General features: G+C 42.0%; 15 protein-coding genes and 1 other annotated feature. Of the genes, 14 read left to right on the plus strand and 1 reads right to left on the minus strand.

The features are described 5' to 3' along the window. Positions 1-177: 177 nt before the first annotated feature. Positions 178-313, plus strand: a sequence feature (ribosomal protein L10 leader region). Between the two features lie 31 nt (positions 314-344). From rplJ to JOC28_RS06110, 6 genes are all read left to right on the plus strand, one after another. Continuing rightward, positions 345-848, plus strand: coding sequence for a 50S ribosomal protein L10 (gene rplJ, locus JOC28_RS06085; RefSeq protein WP_205009762.1), 504 nt, complete (start codon positions 345-347; stop codon positions 846-848). Positions 849-920: 72 nt separating this feature from the next. Continuing rightward, positions 921-1,286: a 50S ribosomal protein L7/L12 gene (gene rplL, locus JOC28_RS06090; protein WP_205009763.1), complete on the plus strand. Its 366-nt coding sequence runs from the start codon at positions 921-923 to the stop codon at positions 1,284-1,286. Positions 1,287-1,654: 368 nt separating this feature from the next. Further along, on the plus strand, positions 1,655-2,860 hold the full coding sequence (locus JOC28_RS06095; protein ID WP_205009764.1) for a glycosyltransferase family 8 protein: 1,206 nt from the start codon (positions 1,655-1,657) through the stop codon (positions 2,858-2,860). Between the two features lie 127 nt (positions 2,861-2,987). Further along, positions 2,988-3,539, plus strand: a complete 552-nt coding sequence (locus tag JOC28_RS06100; RefSeq protein ID WP_205009766.1) for a carboxymuconolactone decarboxylase family protein — start codon at positions 2,988-2,990, stop codon at positions 3,537-3,539. 34 nt (positions 3,540-3,573) lie between these two features. Continuing rightward, complete coding sequence (locus JOC28_RS06105) at positions 3,574-4,644, plus strand: acyl-CoA dehydrogenase family protein (RefSeq protein WP_205009768.1); 1,071 nt, start codon at positions 3,574-3,576, stop codon at positions 4,642-4,644. A gap of 89 nt (positions 4,645-4,733) precedes the next feature. Continuing rightward, the gene (locus JOC28_RS06110) at positions 4,734-4,943 is read left to right on the plus strand and encodes a hypothetical protein (protein ID WP_205009770.1); all 210 of its coding nucleotides are present in this window, start codon (positions 4,734-4,736) and stop codon (positions 4,941-4,943) included. A 44-nt stretch (positions 4,944-4,987) separates the two neighbouring features. Here JOC28_RS06110 and JOC28_RS06115 read toward each other — a convergent pair whose 3' ends face one another. Further along, positions 4,988-5,917: a polysaccharide deacetylase family protein gene (locus JOC28_RS06115; protein WP_205009772.1), complete on the minus strand. Its 930-nt coding sequence runs from the start codon at positions 5,915-5,917 to the stop codon at positions 4,988-4,990. Positions 5,918-6,022: 105 nt separating this feature from the next. Here JOC28_RS06115 and JOC28_RS06120 point away from each other — a divergent pair, with 105 nt between their 5' ends. From JOC28_RS06120 to folP, 8 genes are all read left to right on the plus strand, one after another. Continuing rightward, positions 6,023-7,309: a homoserine dehydrogenase gene (locus JOC28_RS06120; RefSeq protein ID WP_205009774.1), complete on the plus strand. Its 1,287-nt coding sequence runs from the start codon at positions 6,023-6,025 to the stop codon at positions 7,307-7,309. Positions 7,310-7,549: 240 nt separating this feature from the next. Next, complete coding sequence (gene thrB / locus JOC28_RS06125; RefSeq protein ID WP_205009775.1) at positions 7,550-8,416, plus strand: homoserine kinase; 867 nt, start codon at positions 7,550-7,552, stop codon at positions 8,414-8,416. After that, positions 8,406-9,296 (plus strand): EamA family transporter RarD, encoded by an 891-nt coding sequence (rarD, locus tag JOC28_RS06130; RefSeq protein WP_205009776.1) that lies wholly within the window; start codon positions 8,406-8,408, stop codon positions 9,294-9,296. The genes thrB and rarD overlap by 11 nt, the downstream gene beginning before the upstream one ends. Before the next feature lie 59 nt (positions 9,297-9,355). Continuing rightward, positions 9,356-11,074, plus strand: coding sequence for an aminodeoxychorismate synthase component I (pabB, locus tag JOC28_RS06135; protein WP_205009778.1), 1,719 nt, complete (start codon positions 9,356-9,358; stop codon positions 11,072-11,074). After that, complete coding sequence (locus tag JOC28_RS06140; RefSeq protein WP_205009780.1) at positions 11,071-12,321, plus strand: bifunctional folylpolyglutamate synthase/dihydrofolate synthase; 1,251 nt, start codon at positions 11,071-11,073, stop codon at positions 12,319-12,321. The genes pabB and JOC28_RS06140 overlap by 4 nt, the downstream gene beginning before the upstream one ends. A gap of 1 nt (position 12,322) precedes the next feature. After that, a complete protein-coding gene (locus JOC28_RS06145) occupies positions 12,323-13,489 on the plus strand; it encodes a CynX/NimT family MFS transporter (RefSeq protein ID WP_205009781.1) in 1,167 nt (388 codons plus the stop codon). Between the two features lie 155 nt (positions 13,490-13,644). Further along, on the plus strand, positions 13,645-14,208 hold the full coding sequence (gene folE, locus JOC28_RS06150) for a GTP cyclohydrolase I FolE (protein WP_205009783.1): 564 nt from the start codon (positions 13,645-13,647) through the stop codon (positions 14,206-14,208). Between the two features lie 10 nt (positions 14,209-14,218). Further along, complete coding sequence (gene folP / locus JOC28_RS06155; protein WP_205009784.1) at positions 14,219-15,019, plus strand: dihydropteroate synthase; 801 nt, start codon at positions 14,219-14,221, stop codon at positions 15,017-15,019. Positions 15,020-15,029 lie beyond the last annotated feature (10 nt).

A 15,029-nucleotide genomic window follows, 5' to 3' on the forward strand; every position in this document is an offset into this window, starting at 1 on the left:
ACGACTTAACAAGACACCTCTACTTTAACACAAAGAAAAAGTAGTGAGTACTCTCTCCTGTCGGAGATTTCCTCACTACTAATCTTAGTATGTTTATTTAGCTAATAACTGTAAAAAATACAAGAAAAAAATAAAAAATAGTTGACGATGTATCGAAATCATGTTATTATAAATGAGGTTTTGTAATGAAACTGACCTAAGACAGCAGGGGAGCACTGCTCATAATATTCCTGCCGAGGCACAAAACGTAACTAAAAATTGTAACGTATTGTACTTTCGTGTCTAGGTTTAGGTACGATTTTTTTGTGCCTAGCCCAAAAATAATTACGGAGGTAAAACTAAAAATGAGTGAAGCTATTATTGCTAAAAAAGCTGAACAAGTCGAAATCGTTGCTGAGAAAATGAAAGCTGCAGCATCTATCGTCGTTGTTGACTCACGTGGTCTTACTGTTGAGCAAGATACTGTACTTCGTCGTAATCTTCGTGAAAACGATGTTGAGTTCAAAGTTATCAAAAACTCAATCTTGACTCGTGCAGCTGAAAAAGCAGGTCTTGATGATCTTAAAGAACTTTTTGTTGGACCATCTGCAGTAGCATTTTCTAACGAAGATGTTATCGCACCAGCTAAAGTTATTAACGATTTTGCTAAAGACGCAGAAGCACTTGAAATCAAAGGTGGTGCAATCGAAGGCGCTGTTTCTTCAAAAGAAGAAATCCAAGCACTTGCAACATTGCCAAACCGCGAAGGTATGCTTTCTATGCTCCTTTCTGTTCTTCAAGCGCCAGTGCGCAACGTTGCATACGCTGTCAAAGCTGTTGCAGAAAGCAAAGAAGACGGTGCTGCATAAGCATCTCTTCAAAACAAGTAGCCTAGGCTACGCAATTATTTAATATTTAATTTATATTTGGAGGAAATCACAATGGCATTGAACATTGAAAACATTATTGCTGAAATTAAAGAAGCTTCAATCCTTGAATTGAACGACCTTGTAAAAGCTATCGAAGAAGAATTTGGCGTTACTGCTGCTGCTCCTGTAGCTGCTGTAGCTGGACCTGCTGATGCTGGTGCGGCTAAAGACTCATTCGACGTTGAATTGACTGCAGCTGGCGACAAAAAAGTTGGCGTTATCAAAGTTGTACGTGAAATCACAGGCGAAGGTCTTAAAGAAGCTAAAGCTCTTGTTGACGGTGCACCATCAGTTCTTAAAGAAGGTGTTGCAGCAGCAGAAGCTGAAGAAATCAAAGCTAAACTTGAAGAAGCTGGAGCTTCAGTTACTCTTAAATAATAAGGTAACTACTCAGGTAGCCTAAAAACATGATTAAACCGCTATTCTTCGGAGTAGCGGTTTTTTCTTTTTCTCGAAAAGGGGCAAAAAGAGGCAGAACAATTTGTAGACTTTACAAGATTTCTTGCTAAAGAAAAACATGGGCGAAAGTAGATTTTAAGAATTACATTGTAGACGAAAGAGAGTATTACTTCGTCATTTGTTTACAATTGCAACATTGTGTCTCTGGTTAGGATATCTATTTTACATATAAGCTTTTTCAATTGCGCTTTAGATTAAATTTTGCCTTGTTTTTATCTTTCTTCTAACTCTTTCTCGTGATATAATGTTAAAGGTATAATTGTAGATAATAATTAGGAGGAATAGTAATGAGAAAGGCAATTGCACTTGCAGTAGATGCTAATTATTTAGATAAGGCTTTGGTAACAATTAAGTCTGTTTGTGTCTATAATCGTGATGTGGATTTTTATCTTTTTAACCAAGATACACCAGTTGAGTGGATTCGTTCGGTCAATAAAAAATTAGCTCCACTTGGGTCTACTTTGACAAATGTTAAGGTTTATAGCCAAGATATTGCTCATCTGATAACATTTCTTTCTGTAAGCTCTTGGTTCCGTCTCTTTCTTGCTGACGCTATCCCTGCCTCGCGTGCTGTTTATCTGGATTCAGATATGTTGATCAATACGAGTCTTGATTATTTATTTAATCTTGACCTTGAAGGTAATTATCTGGCAGCGGTAATGGATCCTCATAAAAACGAAGCGGGTGGTTTTAACACTGGTATGTTGGTTGCTGATTTGGATCTATGGCGCAGCGAAAACATGACTGAGACTTTATTGAAGACGGCAGATGAAAACTATAAATTTGTCAAAAATGGTGATCAGAGCATCATCAATATTGTCTTTAAAGACCGTTGGCTGAAGTTGAATAAGACTTGGAATTTTCAGACTTACGACGTAGTTAGTCGATATGACCATCGAGCTTATCTTTATTTAGACATTGCAGATCATATCCCAAATATTGTTCATTTTTTAACAAGCGATAAGCCTTGGAATGAAAATAGCGTAGCGCGTTTTAGAGAGTTGTGGTGGTATTATTTCCAGCTTGACTTTAGTGAGTTGACTGGTCAGAGAAAGACTCCAGTGACCTATAAAGAGGCCATGAGTGTGTTGTCTGTATCAGATTTACATGTGTTCACCTTGACTTCTACTGATCAGTTGGAAGCGATTGAAGACTTGATCCAGTTTTGCCCAGATGTCCAATTCCACATTGGAGCCTATACTGTAGTATCTGAGCGTTTGTCAAAATTGGAACAATATCCAAATGTTATGATCTATCCAGAACTCATCAATGCTCGCATTCGTCAATTGATTCAGCTGTCCTCAGCATATTTGGATATCAATCATGGTCCTGAAGCAGATGATGTATTGCAAAAAGTTAAGGAGGCTAATCGACCGATCTTCGCTTTTGAAAATACCAGTCATGATAAGAACTCAGCAGCTCAGCTATTCCCAGCGACTGAAGTCAATCGCATGGTTGCCGCTATTCAGGATTTTTCTTTAAATAATCTTTAAAAGGTTGAGTTGTCTCAACCTTTTTTACTATAAATTTTTCTTATAGCCAGCCATAAAAAATATAGATTATGCAAGCGTTTTTTGACATGGTAAGATAGAATCAATCAAACAGATGAGGTAAAAACACATGTCAAAATTTCAAATTCATACAATCGAAACAGCACCTGAGGAAGTGAAAGATGTTCTCCGTACTGTTAAGGAAGATAATGGTGGTTACATCCCTAACTTGATCGGTTTGCTTGCAAATGCTCCGACTGCTCTTGAAACCTACCGTACAGTAGGTGCAATCAATCGACGTAACTCATTGACGCCAACTGAACGTGAAGTGGTACAAATCACTGCTGCAGTGACTAATGGCTGTGCCTTCTGTGTGGCTGGACACACAGCTTTCTCTATCAAACAGATTCAAATGGCACCAGACCTTCTCGAAGCACTTCGTAATGCGACACCAATTGATGACGATCCAAAATTGGATACCTTGGCAAAATTCACTATCGCAGTTATCAATACCAAAGGTCGTGTCGGTGATGAAGCTTTCGCTGATTTTCTTGAAGCAGGATACACTGAGCAAAATGCTCTTGATGTCGTACTTGGTGTGAGCTTGGCTACGCTCTGCAATTACGCTAACAACATGGCTGACACACCTATTAATGACGAATTGAAACAGTACGCAAAATAATCTAGTGATTTGGAAATGACAAAGGAGGTAGCCTATGGCCTACTTATCAGACGAATTTATTGATTGGCTGGAAGCTAATGCAGAAGAGATTGATCAGAAATCTGGAACCTTAGCAGATCAATTGTTGGAAAAGATTGCCGCGGAAGGTGTCTTTAAAGTTGGCTTGCCAGAATCTCTTGGAGGTGATGGCGCTGACAAAACTGAGGTAGTGAATTTCTTGGCAGAATTAGCGCAACACTCTTTGACGGCATCCTTTATTGGTTGGGGGCAACGAACCTTTATCGAAACTATTCTTGCTAGTGGGAATCATTATTTGATTGACAATTGGCTAGATGATTTAATTACAGGAAAACTCTCAGCAGGAACTGGTCTTTCAAATGCTACAAAATTTTTGTCTCAGATTGAAGACCTCAATGTCACAATTATTGAAAAAGACGGCAAACGTTACTTGCGTGGACGTTTGCCTTGGGTAACAAACTTGCGTTCAGATAACTTCACAGCAAGTTTTGTAGCAGGTTATAAGGATGGGGATAAGAAACCGATTGCCTTGGTTATCCCATCGACAGCAGAAGGACTTACTCGTTCAGAAGATCTTCAATTTGTTTCCCTTCAAGGGGGAAATACAGCTTCTCTAACTTTTAACAATGTAGAGTTGGATGAACGTTGGATTCTATCTGAAGATGCGATAGCCTTTCTTTCAGACATTCGTCCTGAGTTTTTGGGATACCAATTCGGTTTGGCATTTGGTTTAGCTGAAAGATCTCTTGATGAAGTCGAAAAAGACCTTGCCACTAATCGCTCTGTTTTGGGTGAGGAGTGGCAAGCGACTCTTGATAGCCTAGAAGCTATTCGTAAACCTCTATTTGAGGGATTGAACAAGCCAGGCTATTTCATTGAAAATCCTCGTCAACTCTTCCAACTACGTATTGATATTGTTGGTGTTGTGGCTAATGCCCTCTTGCTTGAATTGCAGGCGGGAGGTGGTAGAGCCTATTTCAAACATTCAAGCTCTAGTTTCACACGTCGTTGGAATGAGGGAGCTTTCCTTCCAATTGTATCGCCTAGTGCAGTACAGCTCCGCCATATTTTAGCAGAATCAGCCTAGACAGCTGGTAGAATCCGTGATAAGATTACTTAAGAATTGTTGGACACATTTCCTTTCCTTTTTCTAATCAACATTTTGGAGGTAATCACTTGTCACAGAAGCCATCTGGTAAGCTATCTTACCAAATTCTTTCATCTTTTATTTTTATTACACTTTATCTCATTGGAATGATTCGTAGCATTCTTCTAGGGAATACAGGTTTTGCTATACTATGGGGCGGTTTGTTGATAGCAAATCTAGCCTTCCTCATCTACAATTGGATAGGACCAAAAAAAGCAGGGCGAAAAGCTAAAAAGTAAGCTTTTGACCTTGCTTTTTTATTATGAGTCATTCAAAGGATTGCTTAGTTTGCGATTTGCTGTAAAAGACTTTCTGCGGTTGTTGTTGGTAGGATACGAACACGATTGAGGCTGAGTAGACCATTATCGGCGCTTGCAAGACCTTCGTTTGTCGTCACGCCAAGACTGTAATTGTTGGCTGCTAGAGATAGAGTAGTATCTGAATAGCGACCGGCAGGGTAGGCGATTGCGATAACATCCTTGTTAAGAGTTGATTGGAGGTAGTCATCGGAATTGCTCATTTCACTAGCTTGACTGTCGCTGCTTGAAACTTCAAGGTCGGGATGGTTGACCGTATGACTTTCAATAGACATACGGTTACTTTCCATTTCTAGCATCTGTTCAGGTGTGTAATAACCGGTTGTACTATTTTGGACATAGCCAGTAATGGCAAAGCTGGTAGCCTTAACGCCGTATTTTTTCATGATTGGATAGGCATTGCTATAGAAATCCCAAAGACTGTCGTCAAAAGTGAGCCAGACAATCTTGTTATTACCGTTTGGCAGAACATTTTCAGTCAGTACCTTATAAGCCTCTTCTGGACTGAGGAAGTAATAACCAGCATCAACAAGTGCTTTAATTTCGCTTTCGAATGTTGTAGGGTCAACAATCAAGTTAGCGTTAGCGGATTCCTCTGCAGCCATAACATGGATGGCGTGGTACATGAGGATTGGGAATTTAACAGTAGTATCCTGTTTGATCCAGTCAACTTGACTGTCATCAGAAGTAGTTTGATCTTGACTTGAACTACTCGATTCGGTTGCTTGACTGCTTGTTTGTGAACTCATTTGGCTGTTACTTGTCTGAGAATTAGACTTTGTTAAATAGAAGTAAGCTGCGAAGGAAAGGCAGATAAGGATTGCTAAAATCAGAAGCCAGTTAATTATTGTCAAAATCGGATTAGATTTTTTGTGTTTTCTCATAGGTACCTCCATAGAAGATATTATAGCATAAATTTTATAGTTTTTTTCTGTAAATTCAGACAATAATTTGATATAATGTTAGGTAATATCATTGTATTTTAGTCAAAGGAGAACGACATGTCTATTAAAATTGGTTTGCTTGGTTTCGGTACAGTTGCCAGCGGTATTCCATTCTTGCTTCAAGAAAATGGTGAGAAGATTGTTGCAGCTGCAGGAACTGACCTTGAAATCGCTAAGGTTTTGGTTAAGGATGATGAAGAAAAAAATCGTCTTGTCGCTGCTGGAAACGACTACAACTTCGTTACAAATATTGACGAAATCTTGTCAGATGATGAGATTACAATCGTCGTTGAGTTGATGGGTCGTATTGAACCAGCTAAAACCTTTATTACACGTGCCTTGGAAGCTGGTAAACATGTTGTGTCTGCCAACAAGGACTTGATTGCCGTTCACGGTAAAGACTTGATTACATTGGCTCAAGATAAGGGTGTTGCTTTCTACTACGAAGCTGCAGTTGCTGGTGGTATTCCAATTCTTCGTACCCTTGCAAATTCATTGACTTCTGATAAAGTGACACGTATTTTGGGTGTGCTTAATGGAACATCTAACTTCATGATGACTAAGATGGTTGATGAAGGTTGGACTTACGAAGATGCCCTTAAGACGGCTCAAGAGCTCGGCTATGCTGAAAGTGATCCAACAAACGACGTTGAAGGTATCGATGCTGCTTATAAAGCAGTTATCCTCAGCCAATTTGGTTTTGGAATGACGATCGATTTTGAAGATGTTGCCCACAAAGGAATCACAACGATTACACCTGAAGATGTCGCTGTCGCTCAAGAGCTTGGCTATGTTATCAAGCTTGTTGGTGATGTTCGTGAAGTAGAATCAGGACTTTCTGCCGAAGTATCACCAACATTCTTGCCAAAAAATCACCCACTCGCAAGTGTAAATGGCGTTATGAATGCTGTCTTTGTAGAGTCAATTGGTATCGGCGAGTCAATGTACTACGGTCCAGGTGCTGGTCAAAAACCAACAGCAACATCTGTAACAGCTGATATCGTACGTATTGCTCGTCGTATTACTGATGGTAACGTCGGTAAACCATTCAACGAGTTTAGCCGTCCAACACAATTGGCTAATCCAGAAGATGTGAAGAGCAATTACTACTTTGCTATTGATACAGCGGATGAGAAAGGAAAAATCCTTCGTCTTGCAGAAATCTTCAACTCAGAGGATATCTCATTTGAGCAAGTTCTTCAACAAAAAGCTAACGGAACAACTGCCCGTATCGTCATTATTACACACTCACTCTCAAAAACACAATTGGAAGCAGTTACAGCTAAATTGAACGCTGTTGAAGACTTCACTATTGTGAATACACTCAAAGTTCTTGGTGAATAATTGTTAAAGTGAGAGAGTGGGACAAAAATCGGTAACTCCGAAGGAATTCGATTTTGTCGTCCCACCTCCGCACAGTTGAGTAGGGCTGTAAGAGTTGATTTATCAACGAATTAGAGCCCACTCAGCCACTGCGTCTTGCAATCAGACTATAAAAAGAAGAGGCCTAGGAGCTTTTTTCCCAGCCTCTTTTTTAAAACTAAAGAAAGGATAGTAGGGACCTTCTCTCTACTCAATATAAGGATGAAAATTACAGTTCCTGCAACGTCAGCCAATATTGGACCAGGTTTTGATTCTGTTGGTGTTGCACTTTCAAAATATCTAACGATCGAGGTGCTTGAAGCTAGTGATTCTTGGTTTATCGAGCATGATTTGGGTGCTGACATCCCTTCTGATGAGCGTAATCTTCTCTTGGATGTTGCTCTTAAGATTAAGTCTGATCTTCAACCTCATCACTTGAAAATGATTTCTGATATTCCACTTGCGCGTGGTTTGGGGTCATCATCTTCAGTTATTGTTGCTGGTATTGAGCTAGCTAACCAACTTGGTCAACTTAATCTAACAGCGGATCAGAAGCTTGATTTGGCTACTGAAATCGAAGGTCACCCTGACAATGTAGCGCCAGCTATTTTCGGAAATCTAGTTGTGGCATCTTATGTGGACCAGAAGGTTAATAGCATTGTCGCTGATTTTCCTAAATCTTCATTCATCGCTTTTATTCCAAACTATGAGTTGAAGACGTCTGATTCACGTGGTGTGCTACCATCTGAGCTTTCTTACAAAGAAGCAGTAGCTGCCTCATCTATCGCCAATGTGGCAATCGCTGCGCTATTTGCAGGAGACTTGGAAAAAGCTGGGCAAGCCATCCAAGGAGACATGTTCCACGAGCGCTACCGCCAAAAATTGGTCAAGGAGTTCGCAACCATTAAAGAAATCGGTCAAGAAAATGGTGCTTATGCGACCTATCTATCAGGTGCAGGTCCAACTGTCATGGTCTTGGCACCCAAATCGGTCGAAGTAGCAATCAAGGAAAAAATCGATGCTCTTGGACTTGATGGTGAAAGCTTCCTTCTCAATGTAGATAAAGAAGGTGTTGTAGTTGTCGACTAAAAACAAGGGTTTGCTTATGGCTTTTGTGACCTATCTACTCTGGGGATTTTTATCCCTCTTTTGGAAACAACTGAGTCATGTCAATGCTTACAATACCTTTTCTTACCGCATCTTGTGGACCTTGATTTCCATGTCGGTCTATATGGTTCTAGCTAGAAGGCAGTCGCTTTACAAGACTGAATTGAAGGCGCTTTGGGAAAATAAATCTGCCCTTTGGGCTATGATTTGGGCGAGTTTGCTGATTGCGACCAACTGGCTGATTTATATCTACGCTGTTGGAAATGGTCAGGCGACCGAGGCTAGTCTGGGTTATTATATTCTGCCGCTCTTTTCAGTTCTCTTGTCCTTGCTTTTTCTCAAGGAAAAATTATCGACTTGGACTTGGGTTTCAGTCCTTATGGCAACTGCGGGTGTTCTTCTCCTGGTTGTCAATACGGGTCATCTACCTTTGGTATCTCTGATTTTGACCTTTAGTTTTGGTCTCTATGGCTTTATCAAAAAAGGTGTTAAGCTATCAAGTGACGTTGCCATGTTGGTCGAAGCTATGATCATTGCGCCTTTTGCACTTATCTATCTGCTTTTCTTCAGTAAGGAAAACCTCCTAGATTACAGTCTTTATGAGAATGTCCTTCTGGTCTTATCGGGTCCAATTACAGCAATTCCCTTGCTCTTTTTTGCAGAGGCTGTTAAGCGAGCACCGCTCAATCAGGTTGGTTTCATCCAGTATATCAACCCAACGATTCAGCTCATATTCGCTATCTTCCTCTTCGGAGAGGGCATTACCATGGGTGAGCTCAAGGGCTTCATCTGTATCTGGATTGCTATTGCTATCTTTATCTTTGGGCAAATAGCAGAGCTGAGAAAACAGAATAAGACTTAAAAAAATCTAATAAGGAGTCTGGGCTTTTGCTTCAGGCTCCTTTTTGTTATACTAGAAACATGCATAAGAAAACGGTTATTGATTTTAAGGAACTAGAAGAGCGATTGGTTTTTGAAAATCCTGTGCTTGAATTAAAGACAAGGAATCTTTCAGAGGTCAAATCTATTTTGGATGAGGTGGCGAGCTTTCAAAAGCAGGGCTACTATGTGGTAGGCTACCTTTCTTATGAAGCTGCGCCAGCATTTGAGGAGAAGTTTCGCGTTTCAGATAGGCAACTGGCTGGAGAATATCTGGCTTATTTTACTGTTCATGACCGTGTAGAGCGTCAGCCATTTCCACTCAGTTACGACCCTGTTAGTATGCCTGAGGCTTGGCATGACTTGGATAGTCAGGAAAACTATGAAGCTGCCATCCGTCATATTCAAGAGCAGATTCGTCAGGGAAATACCTATCAGGTTAACCACACGATTCGTCTGAAATCTCAGATTGCTGATGATAGCTTTGCTATTTACAATCGTCTAATGGTGGAGCAAAATGCTGGTTACAATGCCTATATTGCCCATGATGATGTGGCTATCTTGTCAGCTAGTCCTGAGCTTTTCTTTAAAAAAGAGGGGCAGGAGCTGACGACGAGACCCATGAAGGGGACGACGAGCAGAGGTTTGACCTACCAGTCAGATCTTGAGCAGCAGGCTTGGCTGGCGCAGGATATTAAAAATCGTGCCGAAAATATGATGATTGTGGACCTTCTTCGCAACGATATGGGGAGGGTCTGTCAGATTGGCTCGGTTAAGGTTGACCAGCTCTGTCAGGTTGAGCAGTATTCGACTGTTTGGCAGATGACTTCAACCATCAAAGGGATTTTGCAAACCCAGTCTTTGACAGAAATTTTTGAAGCTCTCTATCCTTGCGGCTCTATTACTGGTGCCCCTAAGATTGCGACTATGAAGGTCATTGACGAACTGGAATCGCAAGCTCGTGGTGTCTACTGCGGTACCATCGGAATCTGTCTACCAAATGGCTCTGCTATTTTCAATGTACCTATCAGAACTATGCAGGTGCAGGGACAGACTGCCTACTATGGAGTTGGTGGTGGGATTACTTGGGATAGCAAGTGGCAGGGTGAGTTTGAAGAGACTCGTCAGAAATCTGCGGTGCTCTATCGTCAAAATCCTGTTTTTGACTTGATTTCAACTGGAAAACTTGTCAATGGTCAGCTAGAGCTGAGAGATCTTCATCTCAAACGCTTGAAAGAAGCGGCAGCTTATTTTGATTATACATTTGAGCTTGACCAGTTTGAAGCTGCTTTGGATGCTAGCATAGAAGCGCTAGCTCAGGGGACTTATCGATTAAGGATGACTGTTTCTAAATCAGGTCAGTTTGGCTTTGAAGCGCAGCCATTGAGCCAACTACCAAAATCATATACTCGACTGACCTTGAAAGAGCGTGATTTGGACTTGACGGCTTTTGTGACTTTTAAAACTAGCAGGCGTGACCATATTCCTGACTTGGATGGGGACTGTCTTTTTTACGGTGCTGATGGTCGCTTGCAGGAGTCAAGGATTGCCAATCTTGTTTTGGACTTAGATGGTGAACTGCTGACGCCAGCAGTTGAAGACGGCTGCTTGGCAGGGCTTTATCGTCAATGCTTAATCGACCAAGGTCTGGTCAAAGAGGCTCATCTCTACAAGGAAGATTTGGAAAAAGCAAGTCGTATCCTGCTCTGCAATGCTGTCAGAGGACTTTACGAGGTAGAACTAGAAAGAGGAGAAGAATGACCTATCAAGAAGTTTTGGAGTGGATTCACAGCAAGCTGGCTTTTGGAATCAAGCCTGGTCTTGAACGTATGGCTTGGATGCTTGCTGAACTGGGAGATCCTCAGGAAAAGATTAAGGCAGTGCATGTGGTTGGCACTAATGGCAAGGGGTCGACGGTCAATAATCTACAGAAGGTTCTGACTGCCTCTGGTTATGAGGTGGGGACCTTCACATCGCCTTATATCATGGACTTTAAAGAGCGTTTCAGCCTTGACGGTCAGATGATTTCTGAGGAGGATTTGGTGGCGATTGCTGAGATTGCTAAGCCTGTGGTTGAGCGTCTGCCCCTCGAGACTGACCTTGAAGCGGCGACTGAGTTTGAGGTCATTACTCTACTCATGTTCCTCTATTTTGGGAGCTACCATCCTGTTGACATTGCCATCATCGAGGCTGGCATGGGTGGTCGCTATGACTCGACCAATCTCTTTCATGCCTTGGCGGTGGTTTGTCCCTCTATTGGTCTGGATCATCAAGCGGTTTTGGGAAATAGCTACGCTGACATCGCAAGAGAGAAGGCAGGTGTACTGACATCTGGTGAACCATTTATCTTTGCCACAGAGCGCAGCGATGTTCAAGTGGTCTTTGAAGAACAAGCGCAAGCTCACGAAAATCCAATCTTCCAATACTGCAAGGACTTTGCCATGGAAGAAGTAGAAGGTCAGCTCTGCTATGTCTCAAAAGATAAGAAAATCGACCGGCTCGAGCTTGCCATGCCTGGAAGTCATCAAGAAACCAATGCTGCTCTGGCTATCAAGACCTTGGAGCTGTTACAGAAGGACTATCCAAAAATCAGCGACCAGTCTATCAAGCAGGGCTTGTCTCAGGCTGCTTGGTTGGGAAGAACTGAGCTTATGGCAGATAATCTCATGATTGACGGTGCGCACAACAATGAAAGTATTGCCGTCTTGGTAGATTTGATGAAGACTAAGTATGCAGACAAGAACTTGCATATCCTCTTTTCAGCTATTGATACCAAGCCTATCGATAGCATGTTGGAACAGTTGGCTGACCTTGGACAGTTGACGGTGACTAGCTTTGACTATCCAAATGCAGTAGCGTTAGACAAGTACCCTAGTCAGTATGACAAGATTACCGATTTTAGAGACTGGCTTGCCTCCCGTAACCAAGATAATACAGAGGATTTCTATCTGGTGACAGGCTCACTCTACTTTATCTCGCAAGTCAGACATTATTTATTAGAAAGTTAAGATGAAAAAACATTCCTTATTTTTTGTTCCTGGTATCGTTCTGGTTGGAACGGTGCTCCGCATTCCCTTTACGACCATTCCGACCATTCTGACCGAGGTTGCTGATGGTCTAGGTGTTTCAGTTAGTTCGCTTGGGATTTTGACCAGCATTCCCTTGATTATGTTTGCGACCTGCTCTAGTCTCGCTCCTAAGTTGGCTGAAAAATTTGGACTTGAGAAGCTCTTTACCATGGTGCTCTTGACTATGGTTGTCGGCTCAGCCATGCGTATTTTCAATCTGCCTGCGCTTTATCTGGGGACCATGCTCTTGGGTGCTGGTATTGCCATGATGAACGTGCTTTTACCATCAATCATACAAGCCAATCAACCAGAGCGTGTCGGTGTGCTGACAGCTGTCTATACAACAGCTATGGGTCTGGCATCAGCTGTCGCTTCATCAGTTGCAGTGCCAATCGCCTCGGCGACATCTTGGAAGGGACTGATTCTGATTTTGTCAGCCATCGTTTTTATCGCCTTTCTGATTTGGCTTCCAAATACCACTTTCAATCATTATCCTAAGAAGAGTCAAAAGGAGCAGAATGGCAGTCTCTGGAAGAGCAAGAAAGCTTGGGGGCTCTTGGTTTTTGGTGGACTCCAGTCGCTCATGTTCTATACAGCTTTGACTTGGCTACCGACTATGGCGACTCAAGCTGGACTATCGGCAGAAGCTGCTGGGCTACTAGCTTCTATCTACTCTTTGATTTCGCTGCCATTCTCAGTTGTCGTTCCTTATTTGACAGAAAAATGGCAGGGCAGAAAACGTCAAGTGGCGCTAGCTCTTGTTAGTCTATCTGGAATTTTAGGAATTGCCCTGTTATTCTTCCAAAATGCCAGTTTTACTTACTGGCTCACTGTCAATCTCTTAATCGGAGTAGCAGTAAGCGCCCTCTTCCCTTATCTCTTGGTTATTTACAGTCTTAAGACGGACACGCCTGACCAGACGGCTAGATTGTCAGGGATGGTTCAGTCGGGTGGCTATCTTCTTGCAGCCTTTGGTCCAACCCTCTTTGGACTGAGTTTTGAAGCCTTTGGTTCTTGGAATATAGCCCTTATCATTTGGTTGCTTCTTTCGATTGTGATGACTGCAGCCCTCTTTTACACCGAAAAATTTGATAAAATCATTGATTAAGTCTAAAATGCTGGAAGTTTCTTCTGGCATTTTTTTGTTCTTTCAGGATAAATTTGCGGAATTGTTGCAAAATTCATTATTTTAGACCAGGCTCCCTTTTTCTTTACCTTAAAATAAGGTATAATAGAGCTAATATTGACAAAAAAGAGGTAGCTATGATAGATCAGAAAAAAGCAGAAGAAGCCGTGTACCAACTCCTTTCAGCTCTTGGTGAGAATCCTGAGCGAGAGGGTCTTTTGGACACTCCAAAGCGTGTTGCCAAGATGTATACTGAGATGTTCGCAGGTCTGAATGAGGATCCTAAAGACCAATTTACAGCCGTCTTTTCAGAAGAACATGAGGAGTTGGTCTTGGTCAAAGACATTCCTTTCTACTCTATGTGTGAGCACCACTTGGTTCCATTTTACGGAGTGGCTCATGTTGCCTACCTACCAAGTGATGGCAAGGTAACTGGTCTTAGCAAGTTGGCTCGTGCTGTTGAGGTTGCTGCTAAACGCCCTCAATTGCAAGAACGTTTGACAGCTCAAGTTGCAACTGCTTTGGAAGAAGCACTTAATCCTAAAGGTGTTTTTGTTATGGTTGAAGCAGAGCATATGTGTATGACGATGCGAGGGATTAAAAAACCTGGTGCTAAAACAGTAACAACAGTTGCGCGTGGCTACTACAAAGAAAATCCAGATGAACGTCGTGAGCTATTGAGCCTAATTCGAGGAAATTAAGGGTAAAAAGATGAAAATTGGAGACTACCAAATTGATGGAAATGCTGCCATCATGGGCATTCTTAATGTCACACCAGATTCTTTTTCAGATGGCGGTTCTTATACGCAGGTCGAACCAGCTCTAAAACAGGTTGAAGAAATGATTGCAGCTGGTGCTACAATTATCGATGTCGGTGGCGAATCAACTCGACCTGGTGCAGACTTTGTTTCGGCAGAAGACGAAATTAATCGCATCGTTCCAGTAATCAAGGCTATTCGTGAGCGTTTTGATGTTCTCATCAGCATCGACACCTATAAGACAGAGACAGCAAGAGCGGCTCTCGATGCGGGTGCGCATATTCTCAATGATGTCTGGGCTGGTCTCTATGATGGGCAGATGTTGTCTTTGGCAGCAGAGCGTCAAGTGCCTATCATTCTCATGCACAATCAAGAAGATGAGGTTTATCAAAATATCACAGAAGATGTTTGTTGCTTTTTGACAGAGCGTGCGCAGGCAGCTCTTGCTGCTGGGCTCGATCGTGATAAGATTTGGATTGATCCTGGTTTTGGTTTTGCCAAAACAGAAGAACAAAATATTGAACTTTTGAAAGGCTTGGAGCAGGTCTGCCAATTGGGTTATCCAGTCCTTTTTGGTATTTCTCGCAAGCGCACTGTTGACTATCTCTTGGGTGGTCAGACCAAGCCCTTGGAGCGTGATATGGGGACTGCTGCACTTACAGCGCATGCCATTTCCAAAGGATGCCAAATCGTGCGTGTTCACAATGTTAAAGCCAACCGTGACATCGTTAAGGTCATGAGCCAGATGGTTTAGAAAGAGGATT

It is taken from the genome of Streptococcus loxodontisalivarius, assembly GCF_016908645.1.
GTDB lineage: Bacteria > Bacillota > Bacilli > Lactobacillales > Streptococcaceae > Streptococcus > Streptococcus loxodontisalivarius.

What these genes read in the sequence shown, in the direction of transcription:
- folE (WP_205009783.1), top strand. Translation starts at nt 13,645, where the DNA reads ATGATAGATCAGAAAAAAGCAGAAGAAGCCGTGTACCAACTCCTTTCA.
- rplJ (WP_205009762.1), top strand. Translation starts at nt 345, where the DNA reads ATGAGTGAAGCTATTATTGCTAAAAAAGCTGAACAAGTCGAAATCGTT.
- thrB (WP_205009775.1), top strand. Translation starts at nt 7,550, where the DNA reads ATGAAAATTACAGTTCCTGCAACGTCAGCCAATATTGGACCAGGTTTT.
- JOC28_RS06100 (WP_205009766.1), top strand. Translation starts at nt 2,988, where the DNA reads ATGTCAAAATTTCAAATTCATACAATCGAAACAGCACCTGAGGAAGTG.
- JOC28_RS06115 (WP_205009772.1), bottom strand. Translation starts at nt 5,917, where the DNA reads ATGGAGGTACCTATGAGAAAACACAAAAAATCTAATCCGATTTTGACA.
- JOC28_RS06145 (WP_205009781.1), top strand. Translation starts at nt 12,323, where the DNA reads ATGAAAAAACATTCCTTATTTTTTGTTCCTGGTATCGTTCTGGTTGGA.
- JOC28_RS06095 (WP_205009764.1), top strand. Translation starts at nt 1,655, where the DNA reads ATGAGAAAGGCAATTGCACTTGCAGTAGATGCTAATTATTTAGATAAG.
- JOC28_RS06105 (WP_205009768.1), top strand. Translation starts at nt 3,574, where the DNA reads ATGGCCTACTTATCAGACGAATTTATTGATTGGCTGGAAGCTAATGCA.
- JOC28_RS06120 (WP_205009774.1), top strand. Translation starts at nt 6,023, where the DNA reads ATGTCTATTAAAATTGGTTTGCTTGGTTTCGGTACAGTTGCCAGCGGT.
- pabB (WP_205009778.1), top strand. Translation starts at nt 9,356, where the DNA reads ATGCATAAGAAAACGGTTATTGATTTTAAGGAACTAGAAGAGCGATTG.
- JOC28_RS06140 (WP_205009780.1), top strand. Translation starts at nt 11,071, where the DNA reads ATGACCTATCAAGAAGTTTTGGAGTGGATTCACAGCAAGCTGGCTTTT.
- rplL (WP_205009763.1), top strand. Translation starts at nt 921, where the DNA reads ATGGCATTGAACATTGAAAACATTATTGCTGAAATTAAAGAAGCTTCA.
- folP (WP_205009784.1), top strand. Translation starts at nt 14,219, where the DNA reads ATGAAAATTGGAGACTACCAAATTGATGGAAATGCTGCCATCATGGGC.